This is a genomic window from Citrobacter sp. Cpo012, from assembly GCF_030333015.1.
GTDB classification, from domain to species: Bacteria; Pseudomonadota; Gammaproteobacteria; order Enterobacterales; family Enterobacteriaceae; genus Citrobacter; species Citrobacter portucalensis.
Window position 1 is genome coordinate 776622 of record NZ_JAOWGR010000043.1, and the last position, 24702, is coordinate 801323.

Annotated in this window: 23 protein-coding genes; 6 read left to right on the forward strand and 17 right to left on the reverse strand. The window is 52.1% G+C overall.

Going from position 1 to position 24702, the window contains the following annotated elements; genetic code table 11:
* Window positions 1-15: 15 nt before the first annotated feature.
* The 5 genes from OGX90_RS23435 to proB form a co-directional block, all read right to left on the reverse strand.
* Window positions 16-693 carry an EcpB family pilus assembly chaperone gene (locus OGX90_RS23435; protein WP_286624822.1) on the reverse strand — a complete coding sequence of 226 codons (678 nt, stop codon included), beginning with the start codon at window positions 691-693 and terminating at the stop codon, window positions 16-18.
* 52 nt (window positions 694-745) lie between these two features.
* Complete coding sequence (ecpA, locus tag OGX90_RS23440) at window positions 746-1333, reverse strand: common pilus major fimbrillin subunit EcpA (RefSeq protein ID WP_003830835.1); 588 nt, start codon at window positions 1331-1333, stop codon at window positions 746-748.
* A 598-nt stretch (window positions 1334-1931) separates the two neighbouring features.
* Window positions 1932-2651, reverse strand: a complete 720-nt coding sequence (locus tag OGX90_RS23445) for a Crp/Fnr family transcriptional regulator (protein WP_048236043.1) — start codon at window positions 2649-2651, stop codon at window positions 1932-1934.
* 278 nt (window positions 2652-2929) lie between these two features.
* The gene (proA, locus tag OGX90_RS23450; protein WP_103015305.1) at window positions 2930-4180 is read right to left on the reverse strand and encodes a glutamate-5-semialdehyde dehydrogenase; all 1251 of its coding nucleotides are present in this window, start codon (window positions 4178-4180) and stop codon (window positions 2930-2932) included.
* Window positions 4181-4191: 11 nt separating this feature from the next.
* Window positions 4192-5295, reverse strand: a complete 1104-nt coding sequence (gene proB / locus OGX90_RS23455; protein WP_003031373.1) for a glutamate 5-kinase — start codon at window positions 5293-5295, stop codon at window positions 4192-4194.
* 289 nt (window positions 5296-5584) lie between these two features.
* Between proB and phoE the strand changes: the two genes are divergently transcribed.
* The gene (phoE, locus tag OGX90_RS23460) at window positions 5585-6640 is read left to right on the forward strand and encodes a phosphoporin PhoE (protein ID WP_153687913.1); all 1056 of its coding nucleotides are present in this window, start codon (window positions 5585-5587) and stop codon (window positions 6638-6640) included.
* 58 nt (window positions 6641-6698) lie between these two features.
* Here the strand turns inward: phoE and crl are convergent, their stop codons facing one another.
* From crl to gpt, 3 genes are all read right to left on the reverse strand, one after another.
* Window positions 6699-7100 (reverse strand): sigma factor-binding protein Crl, encoded by a 402-nt coding sequence (gene crl, locus OGX90_RS23465; protein ID WP_008783790.1) that lies wholly within the window; start codon window positions 7098-7100, stop codon window positions 6699-6701.
* Window positions 7101-7157: 57 nt separating this feature from the next.
* Window positions 7158-8402 (reverse strand): esterase FrsA, encoded by a 1245-nt coding sequence (gene frsA / locus OGX90_RS23470; protein WP_079935327.1) that lies wholly within the window; start codon window positions 8400-8402, stop codon window positions 7158-7160.
* Between the two features lie 100 nt (window positions 8403-8502).
* The gene (gpt, locus tag OGX90_RS23475) at window positions 8503-8961 is read right to left on the reverse strand and encodes a xanthine phosphoribosyltransferase (protein ID WP_286624825.1); all 459 of its coding nucleotides are present in this window, start codon (window positions 8959-8961) and stop codon (window positions 8503-8505) included.
* Window positions 8962-9222: 261 nt separating this feature from the next.
* On the opposite strand from gpt, the gene pepD reads away from it, so the two are divergent.
* Window positions 9223-10680, forward strand: a complete 1458-nt coding sequence (pepD, locus tag OGX90_RS23480; RefSeq protein WP_008783788.1) for a cytosol nonspecific dipeptidase — start codon at window positions 9223-9225, stop codon at window positions 10678-10680.
* A 151-nt stretch (window positions 10681-10831) separates the two neighbouring features.
* Here pepD and dinB read toward each other — a convergent pair whose 3' ends face one another.
* A complete protein-coding gene (dinB, locus tag OGX90_RS23485) occupies window positions 10832-11887 on the reverse strand; it encodes a DNA polymerase IV (RefSeq protein ID WP_003830824.1) in 1056 nt (351 codons plus the stop codon).
* A gap of 331 nt (window positions 11888-12218) precedes the next feature.
* On the opposite strand from dinB, the gene dpaA reads away from it, so the two are divergent.
* Window positions 12219-12959 carry a peptidoglycan meso-diaminopimelic acid protein amidase gene (dpaA, locus tag OGX90_RS23490; protein ID WP_008783787.1) on the forward strand — a complete coding sequence of 247 codons (741 nt, stop codon included), beginning with the start codon at window positions 12219-12221 and terminating at the stop codon, window positions 12957-12959.
* Here the strand turns inward: dpaA and OGX90_RS23495 are convergent.
* Entirely contained in the window at window positions 12930-13697 is a 768-nt protein-coding gene (locus OGX90_RS23495; protein ID WP_125363548.1) for a class II glutamine amidotransferase, read from the reverse strand. The two genes, dpaA and OGX90_RS23495, sit on opposite strands and share 30 nt — an antisense overlap.
* Before the next feature lie 111 nt (window positions 13698-13808).
* Window positions 13809-14390, reverse strand: a complete 582-nt coding sequence (gene lpcA / locus OGX90_RS23500) for a D-sedoheptulose 7-phosphate isomerase (RefSeq protein ID WP_003031390.1) — start codon at window positions 14388-14390, stop codon at window positions 13809-13811.
* A gap of 961 nt (window positions 14391-15351) precedes the next feature.
* Between lpcA and fadE the strand changes: the two genes are divergently transcribed.
* The 3 genes from fadE (at window position 15352) to OGX90_RS23515 (ending at window position 19264) form a co-directional block, all read left to right on the forward strand.
* Window positions 15352-17796, forward strand: a complete 2445-nt coding sequence (gene fadE / locus OGX90_RS23505) for an acyl-CoA dehydrogenase FadE (protein WP_003830821.1) — start codon at window positions 15352-15354, stop codon at window positions 17794-17796.
* 110 nt (window positions 17797-17906) lie between these two features.
* Window positions 17907-18674, forward strand: a complete 768-nt coding sequence (locus OGX90_RS23510; protein ID WP_048214872.1) for an amidohydrolase — start codon at window positions 17907-17909, stop codon at window positions 18672-18674.
* Window positions 18675-18853: 179 nt separating this feature from the next.
* Entirely contained in the window at window positions 18854-19264 is a 411-nt protein-coding gene (locus tag OGX90_RS23515; protein ID WP_003830819.1) for a Spy/CpxP family protein refolding chaperone, read from the forward strand.
* A gap of 15 nt (window positions 19265-19279) precedes the next feature.
* On the opposite strand, the gene OGX90_RS23520 is transcribed toward OGX90_RS23515, so the two are convergent.
* The 6 genes from OGX90_RS23520 to OGX90_RS23545 are packed head-to-tail and all read right to left on the reverse strand — an operon-like array spanning window position 19280 to window position 24677.
* Entirely contained in the window at window positions 19280-19999 is a 720-nt protein-coding gene (locus OGX90_RS23520) for an EAL domain-containing protein (protein WP_008783783.1), read from the reverse strand.
* A 1-nt stretch (window position 20000) separates the two neighbouring features.
* Window positions 20001-21668: an O-antigen ligase family protein gene (locus OGX90_RS23525; RefSeq protein WP_048236085.1), complete on the reverse strand. Its 1668-nt coding sequence runs from the start codon at window positions 21666-21668 to the stop codon at window positions 20001-20003.
* 1 nt (window position 21669) lies between these two features.
* On the reverse strand, window positions 21670-22212 hold the full coding sequence (locus OGX90_RS23530) for a fimbrial protein (RefSeq protein WP_003830815.1): 543 nt from the start codon (window positions 22210-22212) through the stop codon (window positions 21670-21672).
* A gap of 9 nt (window positions 22213-22221) precedes the next feature.
* A complete protein-coding gene (locus OGX90_RS23535) occupies window positions 22222-23286 on the reverse strand; it encodes a fimbrial protein (RefSeq protein WP_125363544.1) in 1065 nt (354 codons plus the stop codon).
* Window positions 23283-23888, reverse strand: coding sequence for a fimbrial protein (locus OGX90_RS23540; RefSeq protein ID WP_032942421.1), 606 nt, complete (start codon window positions 23886-23888; stop codon window positions 23283-23285). Before OGX90_RS23540 ends, OGX90_RS23535 begins: the two co-directional genes overlap by 4 nt.
* A 12-nt stretch (window positions 23889-23900) precedes the next feature.
* Window positions 23901-24677 carry a fimbrial biogenesis chaperone gene (locus OGX90_RS23545; RefSeq protein WP_100247262.1) on the reverse strand — a complete coding sequence of 259 codons (777 nt, stop codon included), beginning with the start codon at window positions 24675-24677 and terminating at the stop codon, window positions 23901-23903.
* Window positions 24678-24702: the final 25 nt, after the last annotated feature.

The window sequence follows — 24702 nt, forward strand, 5'->3', positions numbered from 1 at the left end:
GGCTGCTATTGACCATCACTTCACTGTAATAAACTGCTTACCGTGCCAGATACCGATGCGTGAGCGGCTATTACTAATGTCGGTGAACTGCAGTTTTATTTTTGTACCTGGCATAATGTAATAACGTTCACGACAGCCCCGCCCCTGATCGCGAGCATTATCTTTGCAAGCCCCATAGGCGATTACTCGAAATGAAACATTGCCAGTATTGCTAATAACATCACCATTACGGTTATATTCAAAACGCTCTTTTCGCGGCGCAACGACCAGGATTGTGCCAATTTCTGCTGACGCTGTCGCAACAGCTAATTTATTGGCCCGGGTTTCCGCGCTCTCGGTGACTGGCTCATCTATCCATTGCAGACGATAATAACGCTCGACATCATCAACTGGCCCTTTATAAAAGAAGCGAAAAACATCCTTTGCCTGACCAGGCAGAATTAGATTGGCAGGCGTAGAGAGTAATTCCCCGGAATTAACGGGTTTTATTTCGACTCCGCCCGCTAAAGGTGATGACAGTTTTTTTACCGATACGCTGACATAACGAGCCGAATCTGTCGTATTAGTGATTTCTTTCGATAATGAACTCTCAGTAGAAGTCATTATCGACGTGATATCACCGACGTTAATTGCCCAGCTGGAAAAAGATATTACCAACCCTACCAACATTGCTGCCGGTAAATATTTATTCATGACACCATTCCTGATAAATTCGGGAGAAATTCTCCTCCCGAACTTTTATTTCTTAGGCGGACGGAGTCGTCCAGGTTGCATTGAACTGTACTTTTACATCCCCAGTCCAATAGCCGTCTGGCAGTGCAGAGTAATCCGTTACCGGCGTGCTACCATCAGAAGTCGCAGACGCAATGGTGAATTTGAAGTTGGATTGATCGCTGACGCGGTCAGCACCGTTGTAAGCGCCATCAGCCATCAGGCTTTCAAGACCAGAAGTCGAGCTGGAATTTACCAGGACAGTATCTGATGAATTAGTCAACGCGGTGCCATTCCATGCCACCCCTACGTTCAGGGTAGACGCATCACCACTGGCGTTGGTCAGAGTATTGCTAATAATCTGAGCGGTCAGTTCAAAATCAGTTGCCGTTTCCTGGCCCTGAATAGTCACATCAAACGCGCCATCCTGGGAGTTGAAGCCATTCAGACCTTCCGCATACTGGAAAGTCAAAGAGTTCAGCGGAGTGACGACCAACATGCTGGTGGTATCTTTTGTTGCCGTCGCGTCCCACGAGGCTGTTGCAGAAGCAGTGACATCTGCCATTGCATTTGCCGCAACAAATACAGACGCCAGAGAGGTCACTAATAATAATTTTTTCATTTTTATCTTCTCCTAAGAACAAACTCACCACCGAGTCTTATTATTAAGTCACTCCAGCGGTTCCATTAATTGCGAGCCATAATTGCCGCGCCCAAAAATTATCATTTGAATTAAGTAACATCTCAACAAACCCTGAAACGCAAAAATTACAAAAAGACTAAGAATTTTCCCACTAAAACGATAATATAAGAAGTTTCCTAAGTTTAATTTACTTAAATAACACCATGACTCAGAACTATCACCCAAATAAATAAGACAAATCAAACAATTCATCTTTTTTATGTTTTTGATAAATATCAAAAAGATCATACAAATACCACGAGAGCAAAACCCTTACAAAACATAAAGATAATTAACACCTCCATAGTTTCTCTATAATGCTTATTATTTGTTGCAATTATGCTAAATTTTTAACGCCGCAAGAAAATTCTCATGATATATCCATTTGCGAGGGAATATTCTTATAAAAAAATCATTCACCTACAGAAACCACATTCTAATTGATAATTATTTGACAAAATTAAAACCAGGAATTTTCCATATAAAATGAATATTCCTAGCTTATCAGGAGAGATAATGATTATCGTTAAATAGAAAATTAGATAAAACGTTTTAAACCAAGATAACTATTAATAGTTACGGTACGTACCCTATGTAAGGTAATCAAATTCTGCTGTTCAAGTGATTTTAATGAGCGGCTAACGGTTTCAATTTTAAGATCGAGATAACTGGCAATTTCCTCCCGAGAAAATGGCAAGCGAAGCGTCGTTTCTGGCCTGCCGATGCGCAAATGCATCTCGTAAAATTCCACCAGGAAAGCCGCGATCCTGGCCTCAGCATGTTTATTCGCATAGCGCCGCAGTTTTTCAACAATGAATCCATTGTCCCTGCAGAGAAACTTTATGACTGCAGCAGCAACCGAAGGCTCCTTCTCTGCTACCTTGAACAACCGCGCAATATCAATGTGGCAAACCTCTGCAGCCGTTGCGGCCTGGATAGTTGTCAGATACTTCCCTCCTTCGACAGCATCCAGCGCCATGATATCTCCCGGAACATAAAAGCGGCTGATATAAACGTTATCGCCACATTCCACGCTGGACTTGCAGTACCCCTCATGGATAACAAAAAGCATCTCCGCGGTTTCATCCTGCCGAGCGAGTATCTCCCCAGCTTTAAACCGCCTTCTTTTGTCTATTAATTTGTATTGATTATCACGGTCAATCGCCGCTCCCTTTGGGCACAGCGAACAATGACGGGGAGGAAACGGGTTGCCAAGCGGCACAACAGGAATGCTAAGTTTGTGAATATCCGATTTCACGCAACAACTCCTCATAAAAATGAGATTGATTCTAATAGATCGGGCCATGGGAACAATACGTGAAACGAAGACCAGGAAAATTCATGCAGGCAGGGAAAATTCTGTGATACGCCGCCTTTCTGGCGCCAGAGAATGCATAGGTCAGAACCAGACTGGTGCGGATGATGTTAAAAACGCAGGATAAAAAATGCGGCAGCGGGGTGAAGGTTAGAATTAACTGGGTGATGCCTTAATAGCCTTTTAAATCAGATGGCTATTATTGCATCACCCAGTTTTAATTACGCACGAATCGTGTCGTCACCGAAGCCAACCCACTTATATGTGGTCAGTGCTTCCAGTCCCATTGGGCCACGTGCGTGCAGTTTTTGCGTGCTCACCGCCACTTCCGCACCCAGTCCGAACTGGCCGCCATCGGTAAAACGAGTAGAGGCGTTTACATACACGGCAGAAGAGTCCACTTCATTCACGAAACGGTTGGCGTTGCTGAGCGTGCGCGTCAGTATGGCGTCCGAGTGCTGGGTACCGTGTTCGCGAATATGGGCGATAGCACCATCCATATTTTCGACCACCACAACGTTCAGATCCAGAGACAGAAACTCGTTATCCAGCTCTTCCGGTTTTAGTGGCACCAGTTTGGCAGGGCCATGCAGAACTTGCATCACAATTTCATCACCGTGCAGCGTAACACCGCTATCCGCCATCTTTTGGCTTAACGCAGGCAGGAAACGCTCAGCAATATCCTGATGCACCAGCAGAGTTTCTACAGTGTTACAGGTGCTTGGACGCTGGGTTTTGGCGTTAACGATAATCTTCAGGGCCGGGGCGATCTCCGCGGTATCATCAACATAAATATGGCATACGCCAATACCGCCGGTGATGACCGGGATGGTCGACTGCTCACGGCACAGCTTATGCAGACCCGCGCCACCGCGAGGGATCAGCATATCGATGTACTTATCCATCCGCAGCATTTCAGCGACCAACGCGCGGTCCGGGTTATCAATTGACTGTACGGCAGCCGCGGGTAAACCGCAGGCTTCCAGCGCCTTTTGGATAACAGCCACGGTCGCGGCGTTGGTCCGGTAGGTCTCTTTCCCACCGCGCAGAATCACCGCATTGCCGGTTTTCAGGCACAGGGAGGCAACGTCAACGGTGACGTTTGGACGCGCTTCATAAATCACGCCAATCACGCCCAGCGGGACGCGACGACGCTCCAGACGCAGACCGCTATCCAGCAGGCCGCCGTCAATCACCTGCCCTACCGGGTCGGCAAGATTACAGACCTGGCGCACATCGTCAGCAATCGCTTTCAGACGCGCCGGCGTCAGCGCCAGGCGGTCGAGCATCGCTTCGCTCAGGCCGTTGGCTCGCGCCTGCTCAACATCTTGTATGTTCGCGCTGAGGATGCTTTCCGTTTGCGCTTCCAGCTCATCAGCAATAGTTTCCAGTACGCGATTTTTTTCGCGACTGGAGAGCAGCGCCAGCTTGTATGACGCGGCTTTGGCAGCAATGCCCATTTGTTCCAGCATATGCCTGTTCCTTAACGGGTGATCATGTCGTCGCGATGGACAGCAACCGGACCGTATTCATAGCCCAGGATGGTGTCGATCTGTTGTGAGTGGTGTCCGGCAATACGGCGCAGCGCGTCGCTGTTATAGCGGGTGACGCCGTGGGCAATATCGCGCCCTTCGAGATTGCAGATGCGGATCACTTCACCACGAGAAAAGTTACCTGTCACGCTTTTAATGCCTTTTGGCAGTAATGAGCTGCCGCGTTCCAGAATTGCTGCGGTCGCGCCCTCATCGACGGTAATCTCTCCGGCAGGCGGAGCGCCGAAGATCCAGCGTTTACGGTTCTCCAGCGGAGAGGCTTGAGCATGAAAACGCGTCCCAACGGAAACGCCTTCCATCACGTCGCCAATCACGCCCGGCTTGCTGCCTGCGGCAATAATGGTGTCAATCCCGGCGCGGCATGCGACATCGGCGGCCTGCAGTTTTGTGCCCATGCCGCCGGTTCCCAGACCTGAGACGCTATCCCCGGCAATGGCGCGCAGCGCATCATCAATGCCGTGCACGTCTTTAATCAGCTCAGCCTGCGGGTTGGTGCGTGGATCGGCGGTGAACAGCCCCTGCTGATCGGTCAACAGCAGCAGCTTATCGGCTCCAGCCAGAATTGCCGCCAGCGCGGAGAGGTTGTCGTTATCGCCGACTTTAATCTCGGCGGTCGCTACGGCGTCATTCTCATTAATGACAGGAACAATGTTGTTATCCAGCAGCGCGCGGAGCGTATCGCGGGCGTTGAGGAAGCGCTCTCTGTCTTCCATATCTGCACGCGTCAGCAGCATCTGCCCGATATGAATACCGTAAATCGAGAACAGCTGTTCCCACAGTTGAATCAGTCGGCTCTGCCCGACCGCCGCCAACAGCTGTTTCGAAGCTATCGTTGCCGGGAGCTCCGGGTAACCAAGATGCTCACGTCCGGCGGCAATCGCACCCGAGGTAACGATAACAATACGATGCCCTGCGGCATGGAGCTGCGCGCACTGGCGAACCAGTTCTACGATGTGGGCGCGGTTCAGGCGGCGGGATCCGCCCGTTAACACACTGGTGCCAAGTTTTACCACCAGCGTCTGGCTGTCACTCATGATTCTCTGCCATTCAAAATTGGGGAAAATGATATCAAACGAACGTTTTAGCAGGACTGGCCCCGGTTGCCAACAACCAGCGCACAAAGCATGAAATTTTATTGCGCAGGATCAGCAAGCGTAGCGGCAGATTTTGACGCATTTATTACAGAAACAAAAAAACATCCTTTTTTAAAAATATTCTTACTTTGTCATAAAACGTTCATTGCCAGACGTTAAAAACCCTCCTGTCTTTTAACGGGGATCACACCCAGTGAATATTAGCGCGTACTTTTAATCAGGAATGAAAATGAAAAAGAGCACTCTGGCATTAGTGGTGATGGGAATTGTTGCGTCGGCATCCGTACAGGCAGCGGAAGTGTATAACAAGAACGGTAATAAGCTGGACTTGTACGGCAAAGTAAAAGCCATGCATTACATGACGGATTATGACAGCAAAGATGGTGACCAAAGCTATATCCGTTTAGGTTTTAAAGGCGAAACGCAAATTAACGATCAACTAACCGGTTATGGTCGTTGGGAAGCAGAGTTTGCCGGCAATAAAGCTGAAAGCGACTCTAACCAACAAAAAACACGTCTGGCCTTCGCCGGTGTGAAATTAAAAGATTTTGGCTCGTTTGATTATGGTCGTAACCTGGGTGCGCTGTATGACGTGGAAGCCTGGACCGATATGTTCCCGGAATTTGGTGGCGACTCCTCCGCACAGACCGATAACTTTATGACCAAACGCGCCAGCGGTCTGGCAACTTACCGTAACACCGACTTCTTCGGCGTCGTGGATGGCCTGGATCTGACCCTGCAATACCAGGGTAAAAACCAGGATCGCGATGTGAAAAAACAGAACGGCGACGGTTTTGGTACTTCTGTTACCTATGACTTTGGCGGCAGCGATTTCGCGGTGAGCGGCGCTTATACCAACTCCGATCGTACCAACCAGCAGAATCTGCAAACTCGCGGTACGGGTGATAAAGCTGAAGCCTGGGCAACCGGCTTAAAATATGATGCTAACGATATTTATATTGCGACGTTCTATTCTGAAACACGCAATATGACGCCAATTTCCGGCGGCTTCGCCAATAAAACACAGAACTTCGAAGCGGTTGTTCAGTACCAGTTTGACTTTGGTCTGCGTCCGTCACTGGGTTATGTTCTTTCTAAAGGGAAAGATATTGAAGGCGTCGGCAATGAAGACCTGGTGAATTATATCGACGTGGGCGCAACGTATTTTTTCAACAAAAATATGTCCGCGTTTGTTGACTATAAAATCAACCAGCTGGATAGCGATAATAAACTGGGCATCAACGATGATGACATCGTTGCTGTCGGTATGGTCTACCAGTTCTGATATAGCATAAAAAAAATGCCGGATGGGGTTGCGCCGCCATCCGGCATTTTACTGTTCATTATGCCGTTAACTTAACCGGTTCATCCTTAAAGTCGTCAGCAGGTTCCAGCGCCAGATTCAGCGTCGTTAACAAGCCACGTAATTTTTCATGGAATTCACGTAAGGTGTATTCCAGTCGCTCTACCACTTCAGTCTCTTTCACCGGCACCGCCGTCCAGTTACCGTCTTTATCAAACAAACCAAACTGATAGCTGTACGTGAAGCGTTTTTCCTGCGCCTCCAGTTCCATCCACCAGCCCCAGAACTCGCGTTTCTCAGGGGCGGGTTTCACGTTGACGCAAACAGCCAGACAATCGAAAAAAAATCGATTATCTTCGCACTGCCCTTCCCGGATGTACGGGCCAAGCGCGGTGAATTTCTTGATCAATCTACTTTTCGGATGCCCACTCGGTAACGTCATTACGATCTCCTTAGGTGAAGCACCTGTTTTACCAAATCGCTAAAATTTAGCAAACTTTTAACACAATCTCTGATTGATCCAACCGGTTATTTCCTGCAGCCCTTTGTCAAAATTGCGATACACCGGGTTGAAGGGGATCTCCAGTAGCTTACCGTCTGAAGATGAAGATGTGATTAAACGTGACTCTTCTTCCGGGCTAAACGGATCGTTCTTCCAGAATCCCGAGAGCATTGGCGTCGGGCAGCGTCGCCCCAGCAGGCCCTGCACTTTTAATGAATAGCGATTAAGCTCAACGCGCAGCGCTTCATCGGAGGCGTCGTGCATCCCCAGGCGGCTAGCCAGTACATCAAGGTACATTTCCGGGACGCTCGCCTGACGCTGCGGGTCGCTAAGCAACGCATGAACCACTGGCCCCAGACAGGCCACCGCCTTCAGACGCGATGATTCCAGATACGCCAGACGTACCGCAACGTTAGCGCCAAAGCGGAAACCGAAGGCCGCCACGCGGGTGTGATCCACCCAGGGAACATTAGGCAGCGCTTTTAATACATGCTGATGCAGCAGGCTGGAATCCTGAGTCAGTTTCCATTTTGACGAGAACCCAACCGACGGCATATCCAGCGTCAGCATGGCTATACCCCGTGGGGCAAAATAGCGCTCATACAGGGTGTAGTAATCCGTTTGCATGGAATCGAGACCACCACACATCAGCACCGTCGGGAACGGACCGTCACCTTTTGGCATATGCAGGAATCCAGTGATTGGCGCGCCGCCGGTAACGGCAAATTCCATCTCGCGCAACGTGCCCGGCAGTCGCTGCGCGGCCTCTTCATAGGCGCGATTGGCCAAAGCCTGTGCCTGCTCTGCCAGCTCATCGCCTTTCAGGTGTGGGTAAGCGGCAATGTTGTACAACGTAGACGCATGCAGCCAGTGGCGTCCGCTCACCTGCGGATCCTCTTCCATAGACGCTTTCTGTTGCCAGTCCATCGCCTGCTTCGCCCACTCATAGATCCAGTTCCCACCGCGATAGCCGATAACCGTATCGTAGAGTTCTTTATCTGTACGCTCGGCTTCGCTCATCACGATACGTGCCTGCACCTCAAGGATTTCACGCGGGTCGACGCCGCGCCAGATCCACATCAGGCGATTCACCATGCGATACCAGTGCGGAATGGTTTTGCCATCCAGGGCAGATTGTACGGACGGCTGCGCGCCGTGATTAAAACGACGAACCAGTGTTGACGTTTCAGGGTGTTTGAAGCGGGGTTTAAACAGGACTTCGCTGAGGTTAGCCTGTGACATGATTGCAGCCTCCATGAGTACTCACTGAGGCATAGTGTAACCTGACACAGCACAAAAAGAACAACGCCCGGCTGTTGCCAGGCGTTGAAAACTTTTTAGATTAGCGACCAGAGATCGGCGGGACGAACACTACGCCCATATCCCACGGCTGCTCAATCCAGGTATCCTGAGGGATATCAACAACATAATCATTCACCAGCGGGCGACCAGCCGGCTTAGCGAAGATAGTGACGAAATGCGCTTTAGGATACATTTCGCGGATCGCAATGGCGGTACCACCGGTGTCAACCAGGTCATCGATTACGATGAAACCTTCTCCGTCGCCTTCGGCACGCTTCAGCACTTTCAGTTCGCGCTGGTTGTCGTGATCGTAGCTGGAGATGCATACGGTATCGACATGACGAATACCCAATTCACGCGCCAGCAATGCGCCCGGCACCAGACCACCACGGCTAACGGCAATAATGCCTTTCCATTGTTCAGAAGGCATCAGGCGGCTTGCCAGTTTACGTGCATGGATCTGCAACATGTCCCAGGTGACGACGTATTTTTCGCTCATGTGAAGTGTCCCAGCCTGTTTATCTACGGCTTAAAAAGTGTTCGAGGGGGAAATAGGTTGCGCGAGATTATAGAGATCTGACGCACTAAAAACCAGTGTTTCGCGGAATCCGCGCCTCTTTTTGCATGCTTTATGCTAGCCGTCAGCGGAGAAAGTGGTATTCTCAATCGCATCGCGCAAGCCTGACTTGTGGTGTTTTTAATTCTGCTAACCCCGTGGCCTGCAAGCAAGTTTTGTAGGACATCGCCAAGGAGACTCAACGTGTCTGAACTGTCTCAATTATCCCCGCAACCGCTATGGGATATTTTTGCCAAAATCTGTTCTATTCCTCATCCGTCCTATCATGAAGAGCAGCTCGCTGAACACATTCTGAGCTGGGCCCAAGAGAAAGGTTTCCACGTCGAGCGCGATCAAGTCGGTAATATCCTGATTCGCAAACCCGCAACCGCAGGTATGGAAAACCGCAAGCCGGTCGTTCTGCAGGCGCACCTGGATATGGTCCCGCAGAAAAACAACGACACCGTGCACGACTTCACTAAAGATCCTATCCAGCCTTATATTGACGGCGAATGGGTGAAAGCCCGTGGCACCACGCTGGGTGCGGATAACGGCATCGGTATGGCGTCTGCGCTGGCCGTTCTGGCTGATGACAGCGTGGTACACGGTCCGCTGGAAGTTCTGCTGACCATGACTGAAGAAGCGGGTATGGATGGCGCGTTTGGTCTGCAGGCTAACTGGCTGCAGGCAGATATCCTGATCAACACCGACTCTGAAGAAGAAGGTGAGATCTACATGGGTTGCGCAGGCGGTATCGACTTTACCTCTAACCTGCCGCTGTCCCGTGAAGCAATCCCGGCTGGCTTCCAGAGCTTTAAGCTGACGTTAAAAGGCCTGAAAGGTGGTCACTCCGGCGGCGAAATCCACGTGGGTCTCGGTAACGCGAACAAACTGCTGGTACGCTTCCTGGCGGGCCACGCTGAAGAGCTGGATCTGCGTCTGGTTGATTTCAACGGCGGTACGCTGCGTAACGCGATTCCGCGTGAAGCCTTTGCCACCCTCGCCGTGGCTGCAGATAAAGTTGATGCGTTAAAGGCGCTGGTCAACACCTATCAGGAAATCCTGAAAAACGAACTGGAAGCCAAAGAGAAGAACCTGGCTCTGCTGCTGGATGCCGTAACTCAAGACAAAGCCGCGCTGACCGCTCAGTCTCGCGACAGCTTTGTGCGTCTGCTGAACGCCACCCCGAACGGCGTAATCCGCAACTCTGACGTCGCCAAAGGCGTGGTTGAGACCTCTCTGAACGTCGGCGTTGTCACCATGACTGACGACAATGTTGAAATTCACTGCCTGATCCGTTCCCTGATCGACAGCGGTAAAGACTACGTGGTGAGCATGCTGGATTCACTGGGTAAACTTGCTGGCGCGAAAACCCAGGCAAAAGGCGGATACCCAGGCTGGCAGCCGGATGCTAACTCTCCGGTTATGCACCTGGTTCGTGAAACCTATCAGCGTCTGTTCAATAAAACGCCGAATATCCAGATCATCCACGCTGGTCTGGAATGTGGTCTGTTCAAGAAACCGTATCCAGATATGGACATGGTTTCCATCGGGCCAACTATCACCGGTCCGCACTCCCCGGATGAGCAGGTTCATATCGAAAGCGTCGGCCATTACTGGACGCTGCTGACTGAACTGCTGAAGTCTATTCCGGCGAAGTAAGATTCTGCGCTAAATGCCGGATGACGCTACGTTTATCTGGCCTACATGCTGGTTTGTAGGCCGGATAAAGTTGTTACGCAGCCATCTGGCCTGCACGCTGGTTTGTAGGCCGGATAAGGCGTTTACGCCGACATCCGGCAATTGTTCTGAGTCACAGCCCCAACAGTAGCTGTCTTTCCATTTGTGGATCCAGCAGCGTGACGTGTAACCCCACCAGCCTGACACCTCGCCCTCCCCTACGCTCGTCCCAGGTCTTGCGCGCTGTCGTAATTAAGTCATCTTTATTTAAGCGCGGCCAGACGTGCTCCTGCGTAGTCTGCTGAAAATCATTAAACTTGAGTTTTATCCCCTGGCGAGCGATCAGCAGATCCGGCTTTACCTTTGCCAGACGCCGTTCCAGTTCAGGATAGAGCCGTTCAATTATCGCCTCACACTCCGACCACTCGTGAATATCTTCTGCCAGCGTACGCTCCACGCCGACGGATTTACGCAGCCTGTCGTTGTTGACGTCCCGTTCGTCAATCCCTTGACTGCGCTCCCACAGCACGCGACCAAACTTGCCGAAGCGTTTGAGCAGCATTGCCAGGTCGTATTTTTGAACATCTTCGCAGGTACGTAATCCCATTGATTCCAGCTTAGCGGCGGAGACTTTGCCAACGCCGGGAATTTTGCCTAACGGCAATGTTCTGAGAAATTCAGGAACATCGGCAGGGGTAATCACATATTGCCCATTGGGTTTGTTGAGATCGGAAGCTATTTTTGCCAGAAATTTTACCGGCGCAATTCCGGCAGAGGCGGTTAACTGTAACTCGTTAAAAATTGTCTGGCGGATTTCCTGAGCGATCAGCGTAGCTGAGCCGTGGCAGTGGGTGCTGTCGGTCACATCCAGATAGGCTTCATCCAGCGAAAGTGGTTCTATCAGCGAGGTATAGCGGGAGAAAATAGCCTGAATCTGGCGGGAGGCTTCTTTATAGGCCTCGTAACGACCAGGTAATAAAGTGAGATGCGGACACAGCTTTAATGCCATTCCCGTTGGCATTGCGCTACGCACGCCAAATTTGCGCGCCGGGTAATTGGCCGTGCTGATGACCCCCCGACGTTCTCGACTGCCGCCAATAGCAATGGGAATATCACGCAGGGCGGGGTTGTCGCGCATTTCCACCGCCGCGAAAAAGCAGTCCATATCGACATGTATGATTTTACGCATCGTTTGTCTCCCACATCACTGTTTAAGTATACAGTATTTTTATGTTGTGAGGAGTCTGGTTGTACCTAATGCTGGGCCGTTCCAGACCCATTATCCATCCAGCACGAATAAGACCCAATGAAGCGCAGTAACCAGCAAAATACGCCAGTGTCTGACTGCCTTTAAGCGCAATTTTCCGTATAAAGAAAAACTAAAGTGTAAACGCCGCACGAGAGACTTGCGAAAAACTCTCTTGGTGCTAATGTGAGCGCTCCAGATCCAGATTTATCCGATTTGGGGATTCTTTTTGCCGTCCTGGCGTGTGTGATCGTTTTATCAAGGAATAAGCAGTATGCGTAAAATCGCATTTTTTCTTGCGATGCTTTTATTGCCGTGCGTTTCATTTGCCGGTTTGCTGAGCAGCAGCAGCCCGACTACGCCTGTCAGCAAAGAATATAAGCAGCAATTAATGGGCTCCCCCGTTTATATCCAGATCTTCAAAGAAGAGCGAACCTTGGATCTGTACGTCAAGATGGGCGAACAGTATCAATTGCTCGACAGTTATAAGATCTGTAATTATTCCGGTGGCTTAGGTCCGAAGCAGCGTCAGGGTGATTTCAAAAGTCCGGAAGGGTTTTACAGCGTTCAGCGTGGACAGCTGAAACCAGATAGTCGCTTCTATAAAGCGATTAACATTGGTTTCCCTAATGCCTATGACCGCGCACACGGTTATGAAGGTAAGTACCTGATGATCCACGGTGCCTGTGTTTCCGTCGGCTGCTACGCAATGACCGACAACGGCATTGATGAGATTTTCCAGTTTGTGACCGGTGCTCTGGTGTTCGGGCAGTCCAGCGTACAGGTTAGCATTTACCCGTTCCGCATGACCGATGCCAACATGCAACGCCATAAGTTCTCGTATTACAAAGATTTCTGGGCCCAGTTAAAGCCGGGATACGATTACTTTGAACAAACACGTAAACCACCGACCGTTTCTGTCGTCAATGGTCGTTACGTCGTCAGCAAGCCGTTGAGTCACGAAGTGGTTCAGCCGCAACTGGCATCAAACTACACGCTCCCCGAGACAAAATAATGCCCACTCGCCTGGCATAATCTTTTGCCAGGTTTCATTGCCGGTTAACGGTTGAGTGGCAATCACGGTGACCACATCATTGGGTGTGGTCTCTGAACTAAAATCGATTTCCACATCCTGATCCAGCAATGTCGCCACGCCAAACGGCGCACGACGCGTGATCCAAAACAGGTTGGTCGAACAAAAGGCCATCACATAGCGTCCGTCAGACAACAGCATGTTGAAGACGCCCTTCTCCCGCAGCTGTCCTGCCAGCATTGCGATATATTTAAACACTGCCGTCATATTGCCCGGCGTGCGCGGATAACGCTCCGTCAGCTTGTGGAGCAGCCAGCAGAAAGCTTTTTCGCTGTCGGTTTCCCCGACCGGGCGGAAATTTCCGGTTTCCAGCGATTTATAGCCACTGAGCTGTCCATTATGAGCATAGGTCCAGTTGCGTCCCCACAATTCGCGGGTAAAGGGATGGGTATTTTCCAACGCCACTTCGCCACGGTTCGCCTGACGAATATGGGCAATCACGGAACAGGATTTGATGGGGTAGTCTTGTACCAGTTTGGCGATAGGCGAATTAAAGCTGGGTTGCGGATCTTTAAACGTACGGCAACCCTTACCTTCATAAAACGTAATACCCCAGCCGTCTTTGTGCGGCCCGGTCCCTCCGCCGCGCTGAACCAGCCCGGTGAAGCTAAAGCAGATATCGGTTGGCACATTGGCGCTCATCCCGAGCAGTTCGCACATACATCACCTACCTTAAAACCGTGAACTGCCTGATGGCGCTGCGCTTATCAGGCCTACGTGGCGCTCATGTAGGCCGGATAAGGCTTCAGCCACCATCCGGCAATCGTCTTCTTATGGTTTAACCATCTCTTTTTCGATCAGCTGGATCAGGATATGGATCACTTTGATATGAATTTCCTGAATACGGTCAGCGTAGCCAAAGTGCGGCACACGAATTTCGATATCCGCGCTGCCCGCCATTTTTCCGCCATCTTTACCGGTCAGGGTGATCACTTTCATCCCTTTCTCACGCGCTGCGGCAATCGCTTTAATTACGTTACCGGAATTACCCGAAGTCGAGATGCCTAGCAGGACATCACCTTCACGACCCACGGCTTCTACGTAGCGAGAGAACACATAATCGTAACCAAAATCGTTGCTGACGCAGGAGATATGGCTAACGTCAGAGATAGCGATAGCAGGGTAACCAGGACGGTTTTCACGATAGCGTCCGGTCAGCTCTTCGGCAAAGTGCATCGCGTCGCAATGGGAACCGCCGTTACCGCAAGAAAGCACCTTACCGCCCGCTTTAAAGCTGTCTGCCAACAGGACCGCCGCGCGCTGAATGGCGTGAATATTGGCGTCATCTTTAAGAAAATTAGCCAGCGTTTCCGCCGCTTCGCTCAGTTCGTTACGAATAAGATCCTGGTACATGAGGATATCCTTCAGCATGAATGTAAATGACAAGACGCAGTGTACCGGATAGCGCTACCAGCGAGAAGTCCAAGCCACAGGAATGGTCATAATGACTGCAAGTGAATCATGCAAGGAGAATATTTTATCTTTGAACAGGGTTACGTTCACCTTATGTTCATCGCTACTCTGATATCGCTATTTACGTGAACGTGCAAGGGTGGCTCACCGCCACCACCCTTGCAACCCGGGCTCCCGGCGGGAAAATCGTCGCTATGCGATTCATTCGTCTTATTCCGTCTGCCTTTCGGGTCGGGGCCGAGCCTGCATCTCTGCAGGCCATCCCCTCCGCCCGCATCCCTGCGGACGACCCCGGTCAGCCGTCAACGCCTCATCGATTTTCAGCCGGACCGAGGGTATCGCTTCAACGCTCTTAATTTCAGGTGTTTCTGTTTCGCTGTTTGAAAAGACGGCGGAGATGATCAGGTGTGGGCTGGTCCGGCTGAAAATTGCCGACGTGTTTCCGTAAGGCCGGGAGAGCCAGCATGGATGCTGGCTCAGGGCGCGTTTTGCAAGGACGCTACCTCGCGCCCGGCCCGGTAGCCTGAAGGAATAAGCGGAGGGTATTGCACAGCAACAATTTTCCCGCCGGGAGCCGGGATTGTTAAGGGTGCAGCGATAGCACCCTTAACACGTTCACAAATATTGGCGCTGCAGAGTGGCGATAAACGCAAAGTGAACGGAACAATTTCTCAGAGATAACACGTTCATTACCTTGCCAACGCATGTTGATATTTCCTACTACAGAAAATTATCCAGACAGGAATGGCTACGGCTTTTGATTTTTTGTGCCGGTTAAAACAGCAACAATGTGAGCTTTGTTGTAATTATTTTGTAAACACATTGCTAAAAGAATTTACATCCACTACAAACATATCATCACAAGTGGTCAGACCTCCTACAAGCAAGGGAGCTTTTCGTTATGATGATTTTGAGTATTATCGCTACGGTTGTTCTGCTCAGCGTTCTGTTTTATCACCGCGTGAGCTTATTCCTCAGCAGCTTAATTTTGCTCGCCTGGACGGCTGCGCTTGGCGTGGCTGGCCTGTGGTCAGTCTGGCTGCTGGTTCCTCTGGCCATTATCCTCGTGCCGTTTAACTTTACGCCGATGCGCAAATCCATGATCTCTGCGCCGGTGTTCCGCGGTTTCCGTAAAGTCATGCCACCGATGTCGCGTACTGAGAAAGAAGCGATTGATGCCGGTACAACCTGGTGGGAAGGTGACCTGTTCCAGGGCAAGCCTGACTGGAAAAAACTGCATAACTATCCTCAACCGCATCTGACCGCTGAAGAACAAGCGTTTATTGATGGTCCAGTGGAAGAAGCGTGCCGTATGGCGAACGACTTCCAGATAACCCATGAACTCGCGGATCTGCCGCCGGAACTGTGGGCATATCTGAAAGAACACCGCTTCTTCGCGATGATCATTAAGAAAGAGTACGGCGGGCTGGAATTCTCAGCATATGCTCAGGCTCGCGTTCTGCAGAAACTCTCCGGCGTTTCCGGGATCCTGGCGATCACCGTTGGCGTACCTAACTCATTAGGCCCAGGCGAACTGCTGCAACATTACGGCACCGAAGAGCAGAAAAATCATTACCTGCCGCGTCTGGCTCGCGGTCAGGAGATCCCATGCTTTGCTCTGACCAGCCCGGAAGCAGGCTCCGACGCAGGGGCGATCCCTGATACCGGCGTGGTTTGTATGGGCGACTGGCAGGGCCAACAGGTGCTGGGTATGCGCCTGACCTGGAACAAACGTTATATTACGCTGGCGCCTATCGCCACGGTACTGGGTCTGGCATTTAAACTCTCTGACCCGGAAAAACTGCTGGGTGGTGAAGAAGATCTCGGCATTACCTGTGCGCTGATCCCAACCTCAACGCCGGGCGTACAAATTGGGCGTCGTCACTTCCCGCTGAACGTGCCGTTCCAGAACGGTCCGACCCTCGGTAAAGATGTGTTTGTACCGATTGATTACATCATCGGTGGTCCGAAAATGGCCGGTCAGGGCTGGCGCATGCTGGTGGAATGTCTGTCTGTGGGACGTGGTATTACCCTGCCGTCTAACTCGACGGGCGGCGTGAAATCAGTCGCAATGGCCACCGGCGCATATGCGCACATTCGTCGCCAGTTCAAAATCTCCATCGGCAAGATGGAAGGTATTGAAGAACCGTTGGCACGTATTGCCGGTAACGCCTACGTGATGGACGCTGCGGCATCACTGATTACCTACGGCATTATGCTGGGTGAAAAACCGGCGGTGCTGTCGGCTATCGTGAAATATCACTGTACCCACCGTGGGCAGCAGTCAATCATCGATGCGATGGATATCACTGGCGGTAAAGGCATTATGCTTGGCGAAAGCAACTTCCTCGCCCGCGCTTATCAAGGTGCGCCAATCGCCATTACCGTTGAAGGTGCCAACATTCTGACCCGTAGCATGATGATCTTCGGTCAGGGTGCGATTCGCTGCCATCCGTATGTTCTGGAAGAGATGGCTGCGGCACAGAGTAACGATGTGAATGCGTTCGACAAGCTGCTGTTCAAACACATCGGTCACGTTGGCAGTAACAAAGTGCGCAGTTTCTGGCTTGGCCTGACACGTGGCTTAACCAGCAGCACGCCAACCGGCGATGCGACCAAACGTTACTACCAGCACCTGAACCGTTTGAGCGCCAACCTGGCCCTGCTTTCAGATGTGTCCATGGCCGTACTGGGCGGTAGTCTGAAGCGCCGTGAACGTATCTCCGCGCGTCTGGGCGATGTGTTAAGCCAGCTGTATCTGGCCTCTGCGGTACTGAAACGTTATGACGATGAAGGCCGTAATGAAGCGGACCTGCCGTTGGTTCACTGGGGCGTTCAGGATGCGTTGTACAAAGCGGAACAGGCGATGGACGATCTGCTGAAAAACTTCCCGAACCGTCTGGTCGCGGGCTTGCTGAACGTGGTTATCTTCCCGACCGGTCGCCACTACGACGCGCCGTCTGACAAGCTGGACCATAAAGTCGCGAAGATTTTGCAGGTTCCGAGTGCTACTCGTTCTCGTATTGGTCGCGGTCAATATCTGACGCCAAGCGAGCATAACCCGGTTGGTTTGCTGGAAGAGGCGCTGCTGGATGTCATTGCAGCCGACCCTATCCACCAGCGGATCTGTAAAGAGTTGGGTAAAAACCTGCCATTTACCCGTCTCGACGAACTGGCGCACAATGCGCTGGCGAAAGGGCTGATTGATAAAGATGAAGCCGCGATTCTGGTGAAAGCCGAAGCGAGTCGCCTGCGCAGTATCAACGTGGATGACTTTGAACCCGAGGAGCTGGCGACTCAGCCGGTAAAGCTGCCAGAGAAAGTGCGTAAAGTCGAAGCCGCATAACGATATACGCACAACGTTTAGCCCCGCTTAATGCGGGGCTTTTTATTGCCACATTTTCATTAATGCTCATGCTACAGTGTCAAAATGTTGTTCAACGAGGAGCCTCGATCGTGCCTGGTTTGAAAATTACTCTGCTGCAACAGCCCTTGATCTGGATGGATGGCCCGGCCAACCTGCGCCATTTTGACCGACAACTGGAAACCGTCGCCGGACGTGATGTCATCGTGTTGCCCGAGATGTTTACCAGTGGATTTGCCATGGAAGCGGCAAATAAATCGTTGCCGCAGGAAGAGGTCGTCAGTTGGATGCGCGCCAAGGCGCAACAGACTAACTCCCTGATCGCTGGCAGCGCTGCTATCCAGTCTGAACGCGGCCCGGTAAACCGCTTTTTTCTGGTTGAGCCCGAAGGTAATGTGCATTTCTACGACAAGCGCCATCTGTTCCGCATGGCGGATGAGCATCAGCATTACCAGGCGGGTGACGCGCGCGTTATTGTTGAATGGCGCGGCTGGCGCATTCTGCCATTGGTCTGTTATGACCTGCGTTTTCCGGTATGGTCGCGCAATCGCAACGATTACGACCTGGCGTTGTATGTTGCCAATTGGCCTGCGCCGCGTTCGCTGCACTGGCAGCTTCTGCTTGCCGCACGGGCGATTGAGAACCAGGCTTATGTAGCAGGATGTAACCGCGTGGGCACAGACGGTAACGGCCACCATTATCGCGGTGACAGCCGGGTGATTAATCCGCAGGGTGAGATTATTGCCACCGCCGAGCCGCATCAGGCCACACGCATTGACGCCGAGCTGTCACTCTCAGCGCTGCGCGAGTATCGCGAGAAGTTTCCCGCCTGGCAGGACGCCGACCCGTTTACGCTATAACTATCGCCTTCACTCCCGCTGCGCTACGTTTCTTGTGGCGGGATTGTTTCACTCCGTAACCAACCGCAAAACAAATTCGCGTGGCGACATGCGGTGAGCATCGTATTCTGCAAAGGATAATCACTCGTAACCAGCGGGTGGCAGACAATGTCGATAATTTCCTTATCAGGATTTCAATAATGAAGAACTTCTTACGCATGACTTTGCTGGCGGCTACCTTAGCGGGCGCTTCTTTTAGTACGCTTGCAGCAAACGTATCCAATGTTCCTGCTCCAGCTCAGGACCCGGTCGTTCAGCATCTTAAGCTGACCAACGACCAGGTGGCGCAGATTAAAAAACTGCACCAGCAGCTTGAAACCAACGTAAGCCAGATTTCGGTGAAAGATGTTAAAGACGGCGCGTTGATTGACGTCATCAAGTCCGGGAAATGGGATGAAGCTGCCGTTCAGAAACAGCTTTCTGCGTTCAGCAACATCGAACAGCAGGCGCGTTATTATCGCGTAAAATACTATTTTGACCTGAACAAAGTGCTGACCCCAGAACAGCGCCAGCAGGTGCAAAAAGATATCGCACAGACGCTGAGCGAGTAATTGTCAGAGCCTGAGTCAGCAATGATTCAGGCTTTTCGGTAAAATTTCCTGCTCAAACAGAAAGCCCTGTACAGCATCTGCGCCGCTCATACGGCAAATGGCATAATCCTGTGGCGTTTCTACTCCCTCAATGACAACCCGCTCACCCAGCCCACGAAATTGATTGACCAGAACCCTCAACTGCCACTCCGATGTTCTGAACTGATGAAACATTCCACTTTCAATTTTGATGGCATCGAAACGGATGCCCGACAGCCGCCAGACAAAAAATAGCTCAGGCGAAACATCATCCAGCCACACGCGAAACCCGTGACGCACCAGCGTTTTTACGGCAATGCATACGGCCTGCTGCTCTGCCTTATCCAGGCGCATCATGGAGCCCGGATCCTGAATTTCAATAACAATCCTCCCCTGATGCACCTGCTTTGTGAGACGTGTGATCCATGACAGACTGGTCAGCATCCTGACGGATAAATTCAGCGAATAGCTTCCAGAGAGGGCCAGCACCCGCTGCATTTGCCATAGAAAAAGCTGCTGTTTTGCCGTGATGGAAAGGTGCTTGAAAAACAAATCCAGTGGGAGCGGTGTGCGTACCTGACTTAACACCTCACAGACATCCAGCGATGCGTCATCAAAAAAATGAATGCGCTGCAAACGGATCCCGGTGATCCGCAGCAGCTCGGCGTTGCGGGGAAGTTCTGGCACATAACGGGCCTGTTCGCTGAACCTGTTCATATCATTCCATTATTTTATTAAAAGGACGTCGTGCATCCTGCAGCCACGGGATACGGCGATCGTTTGGGTATATCAGGCAAAAGCGCGTCGCCAGACGATGCGCCTCGACCAGGTCGCGCTGTTGCAACGCCAGTAAGATTTGCGTGAAGGAGACATTAGGGTCTGGGTGAACGCGCACATAATCAGGTGCCCAGCGGCGAACCGCTTCCAGCCAACGTGCGTCCCGGGTACGCTGATACCGTTGTAGATATCCCATCTGGACATCAAACCGATAGCGACTTGTAAGAAGCCAGCCTCCTACAGGGAGCGGTTCGGCAAGATGCCACTGCGTTGACTGCCTCTCCGCCAGCGTCAATTGCTGTTGCGTGTGCAGCGTGAGAAGCAGCAATGGCGCGACGGTCAGTAACGAGATAAACCCTGCCGCGCGAATCAGCGACGTCGACGTAAGCGCCAGGCGTATTCCCGTTCGCGCGCTGTCTGCACATCGAAGCAACAGGATCAACAGCAGCCAGTGTGGCGTTGACTGCCTAACGGGGTATTCCGTCAACATATGAATAACCACCGGCAGTGCCGCCACCAGGCAGGCGCGACGCCAGCAATTACCGTGCAGCCAGAGCCATAAACCATCCGCTATAAAACAGAGCGCCCCTGCCAGCCCAACCAGACCGCCCTCCACCAACCACAGCACCAGTTCGTTGTGCGGATGCGAAATGCTGCCCAGCCCCAATGGCCCCGCGCGTTCGAGAAACACGGCAGCAAAACTGCCCACGCCCCACCCCATCCACGGACGTTCGGCAAATAATGCCAGCGACGTTTTCAACACCGTCCAGCGCACTTGAGAAGTCGTCAGATGATCGACCGTGACCACAGACAAAAAATGGCGGGCCGTGGCCCCTATCGCTACGCCTAACGCCAGCGGCAGGAGAAGTAGCAGCAGCGTGCGCCGTTGCGCCGGGAAAACCGCCAGCAGCAGCACTTCACCGATTACCAGAGACAGGTAGCCGGTTTGCGACTGAGATTCATGCAGCACAAATCCCATCATTACCAGGCCTATCCCAATGGCAATTCGATACCCGCGGTGCAGACGTAAAAAGAGCGGTGCTGACAGCAGCACACCGCATGCCGTGAAGCTGGCTATCAGGTTGACCTGCTGAAATATCCCGTAGGGTCGCGTACCGCGCCGCCAGGCAAACTCCCAGTATTCAACGCCCGGCAAATGCCAGTACTGATAGACAAACGCCAGACATTCAATGACGCACGCTCCCCATAGTAGAGCCAACAGTGCCGTTAGGGTGTTTGCCGTGAGCGGAATTTGTAATGTGACCAGATAGACGCTCACACCGCCCAGTAACGCCCCCGCCACCAGCAGTGCCTCGGCCTGCCAGACATCAGGCGTTAGCAGGCAAAGCAACGTCAGGATGAACGCCCCGACTGTAAAACACGCAGCGGGCACAGTGATGCGCCAGCGTTGACGAGGCACCAGCATCAATACGCTTGCAGCCAGTACAACAGCGTAGATCCAGCTCGTAATATTAAGCGGCAACGACAGGCCGCTGCCGCCGTTGTTCGGCCAGTAGAGATGCATGGCCCCACACCAGAAAAACAGACTAATACCGAGCAATAATTTCTGCGCAGGCAGCGGCGCAATGCGATTCAGTACGTTCATCATGCTACTGGTAGTTCAACGTCCAGGTCCCGCTGGCGCTGAACGGACCGTATTCGAGAGACTGATTTTTTATCGCCGATGGCTCCGCTGCGACCCACGCCAAGAAATTCAGCGTCATCGAACCTTCTGTTATCTCTTTGACTGACGTGCTCTCATCAAGGCGGATTGCCGTGCCGTCCTCTTCGCTCATCCCAATCCCGATCCCTGACGCACCGCCTTGTTCACTGCTATCCAGCGCCAGATGATCGGTCAGCTCCGCATCCTCACGACCGCTGAAGGTAACCGAGATCCCACGGAAAACCTCCGGGTTGCAGTCGCGTAACTGGATGCTGAATTTTTCCGGCTTACTGCGCCCCGAGAGATAGAGATCCTGTGTCGCGATTTGCTTGAAATCGACCTCGATTTTGTCGCCTCCCGGTGCAAGGCTGCAGGCCAGGGCTCTGATTGTGCCGTGAAAATACATATCGCCGCCGACCAGTTTGGTGTCGGCCTGCGCCATGCCACCTAGCAGTAACATACTGGTCGCGAATAACGCCGAGAATCTCATGACATCCCCCTACTGAAACTGCGCAACAACGGTGGCAGAGGCTTCAAATTCACCTTCTTTCACGCTTCCCACGCCCGGCTTTGCCACCGGCGCGGCGGTGAGATTCCAGTCGCCCTGATTCTGGTAAAATCCCTTCACGTTGTAGAATTGATTGGGCACGACGGTGCCACCACTCTCGTCTTTAAGCATAATGCCGAGATCGTCGCGCTTTTGTCCGCCGCTCAGCGTGCCAAGGAGATTACCATTAAACCCCGCCGTGCCTGACGCCGTGGTCGTTTGTATACCAAGATTAATGTTCAGCGCGCCCTGATCGAAACTCCCGCCTTCACAGACCACATGTATAGGGACTGACTTGCTGTAGTTAGTGCCGTTGAGCCGGGCAGCGGATCCAGGCAGATCGCCAAACTCAATGCTGATTTTATCTCCCCGGTTGAAGGTGCATTTGTCCGGGACGGTAATTAGCCCGGATTTAATCACCACGCGAGAAATCGCCGTGGTTGGCGTAGGTCCCGCGCTTCCCATGCGCCCGGCCACCTCCACCAGCGACTGGGAAGTGATATTGATGCCATTGATAATGGGTTTAGTGACAATAAACGTCACTTTCCCTTTTGAACCACTTTCAACGTTAGTCGCTCGCGTGTAGCCCTTACGCTTTTTACAGCTGTTGTTGCTGTTGCGGTTTGAAACGTTGGTAAAAGGCGCCTGCACATATTTTTTATAGCCCCCGGCAACCCACACCTGAACTTCCACATCCAGATACTCGTTTAGCCGAAAACGGTTCGCCCCCTGATTTGAAGGCGGCATCGTGGTTGTGGTGGTGTAGTAAATTGGTGCTCGGGAGATGTCAGCCTGTTCGCAATAGAAATTCACCACATACCAGCCGCCCAGATTCCATGGGAACGGCTCCGTTCTGCCACCCACGTGGTTTTTGCTGACATCCAGCGAGCTCAGTTCAATATCGTACTGATGCGGCGACCCACCTTCCGGCTCACCTTCTCCCTGTGTAAATGCCTGCCCGGCCAACGGACAGCCTGCCAGCACCACCCACAACAGCGTGTTACGTAATACGCTCATAGATACTCCAGCTTGAGTCTGACCAGACCGTTAAATTCTCCGGCGGTCACCTCTCGCCCAAAAGATTCCAGCGCGGCAAGAAAATGAATGGCGTTATCGCCCGGTTTGAGGATCCACATGCGTTGCGGTTGGTTCAGGTGGATTAACTGATTACGTTCAGTCAGTAGCCGGATGCCCGCGCCGCGAACATCACCACGAATGCGCCCCAAATCGCTGTTTTCCGGTGCGCCTTCAGCCATTAGCGTCATCGAAACACCACGCTCCACCGTGCTGTGCGCCAGCTCAGGCATCTCACTGGTCTGCCCGGGGAAATCCCTTAAGGTATGACCGGAGCCCTTTAAACAGCCATTCAGATACAGCGTGACCAATACCGGATCGCTGCGATCGCCGCCCTGGCGAAATCGGCCGGCGGAAATATCACCAAGATCGATAGTCTGATCGCGGGAGGCCATATCCAGCACGCACGGCGAAACGAACACCCGACCATGAAAGCGGACGTTGCCATACTCGCCGGACACATTGCTCATATCCTGGCGACCGCTTGTGGCCTGAACCGAGCAGGCCATGCCCGCCATCAGCAGAGCGCAAAGCATCTTTTTCATTTACGAATCCTGTTACCGGGGCTGTTGCTCCATCGGCAATGCTTTACACACATTGCCTGTGCAGCTGAATTTCAATTCGGGATGACCGCCAAAATCGTTCACATACATCATGCTGAACTGGCTAACGCTGCCGTCGGCCACGCTGAAATCGAGAGAGGACTTTGGTGAAACCATAATCCCAGGGAAGTCAGTCAGCCTGTCGCCGCCCTGCGCTTCAGGCTTGCGGCTTAAGCCGATTAAGGTAACGAAGTACGGCGTTGGGTTATCCACACTCCAGCGCTGCCCCTGCTTATGAAAGACCAGTTGGTTTTGCCACACGGCGCCCGGTGTTTCCGGCACGATGGCGGTCGGACGGTAGAACAGTTTGATGCGCGACTGCATCGCCAGTTGCAGCACGTTCGGCTTATCCGGCTTGGGCGGAATTTCACGCACGTTCAGGTAGAACAGACTTTCGCGATCCTGCGGCAAAGCGTTAATACCGCTGGTTTTTGTCACACGCGCAATGCCCTTTTGCCCGCCGTTAATCCGTTGTAGCGGCGGTAAAACCATCAACGGCGAGGTAATTTTTGTTCCATTGGCGTCTTCCACCCACGACTGAGCCAGAAACGGAATGCTCGGACTGGTGTTGGTTAAGTTCGCGCTGACCGATCGCGCATCACCGGTGATAATCAGACGGGTACGGTCAAGTGCAATGCCCGCCCATGAGGCGTTGATCTCTGCAATAAAAAGCAGACCGCAGACCACGGGTTTGAGCCAACGCTGCACGGAGTAAAATGCTTGATTTTTCATGACAAAATTCATTCAGGTTATTGAT